At 67.2% G+C, this 1191-nt stretch carries 1 protein-coding gene; it reads left to right on the forward strand.

Annotated elements, in window-relative coordinates:
* Window positions 1–16 precede the first annotated feature (16 nt).
* On the forward strand, window positions 17–1191 hold a 1175-nt coding region (gene ltrA, locus ACIHCL_RS36985), incomplete at its 3' end, for a group II intron reverse transcriptase/maturase (protein ID WP_399868939.1).

Here is a 1191-nt window from a genome sequence, read left to right on the forward strand (position 1 = left end):
TCCCGGGGTGGACGGCATGACCACGGCGGAGCTTCGTCCGTGGCTGCTGGTGCACTGGCCCGGGATCCGGGCCGAGCTCGATGCGGGCATCTACCGGCCGGCGCCGGTCCGTCAGGTGATCATCCCGAAGCCTGGCGGCGGCGAGCGGATGCTGGGGGTGCCAACGGTGCTGGACCGCTTGATCCAGCAGGCCATCGCACAAGTGCTCGTGCCTGTTTTCGATCCGCAGTTCTCGGGGTCGTCCTTCGGGTTCCGTCCCGGCCGGTCCGCCCATCAGGCGGTCCGGGTCGCGCGGCGGGCCATCCAGGACGGTCACCGGTGGGTCGTGGACCTTGATCTGGACCGGTTCTTCGACCGGGTTCAGCACGATGTCCTGATGGCGCGGGTCGTGCGCAAGGTCAGTGACCGCAGGGTCCTGAAACTGATCCGCAGGTACCTGGACGCCGGGATCATGGTGGACGGCGTGAGACAACCGAGCGCGGAGGGGACCCCGCAGGGCTCCCCGCTCTCGCCTGTCTTGTCGAACATCATGCTCGACGATCTGGACCAGGAGCTGTTCAGGCGCGGTCACCGGTTCGTGCGCTATGCCGACGATCTGCGGATCTTCGTGCGGAGCGAACGGGCCGCCCACAGGGTGCTTGCCTCGGTCACGGCCGTGGTCGAGCAGCGGCTGAAACTGAAGGTCAACCGGGAGAAGTCGAAGGTGGTCCACGCCCGCGCAGCGGTGCTGCTGGGGTTCGGCTTCTACTTCGCCCGGGGCGGAAAGGTCGGCATCCGCGTCGGCCCGAAGGCGGTCAAGCGCCTGAAGGACCGACTGCGGGAACTGACTTCACGCCGGTGGAGCATCGCGATGGACGAACGCATCGCGAAGATCAACCGCTTCACCACCGGATGGATGGGCTACTTCCAGCTCGCGGACGGGTCACACCTGTTCCGGGAGCTGGACAAGTGGCTGCACCGCAGGATGAGGCAGACCCGCTGGAAGGAATGGAAGCTTCCCAAGGCCCGGTTCAGGAACCTCCGCGCACTCGGCGTCGCCGAGTGGCAGGCCCGCGAGTGGGCCGGCAGCAGCAAGGGGTACTGGCGGATCGCGGGATCAGCCGTCCTTCAGCGGGCACTGCCCAACTCCCACTGGGAAGACCTGGGTCTGCGCATGCTCAAGCCGACCTGGCAGAGGTTGAGATCAGCTCG

This window comes from Streptomyces sp. NPDC052042 (assembly GCF_044548345.1).
In the GTDB taxonomy this organism is placed as follows: domain Bacteria; phylum Actinomycetota; class Actinomycetes; order Streptomycetales; family Streptomycetaceae; genus Streptomyces.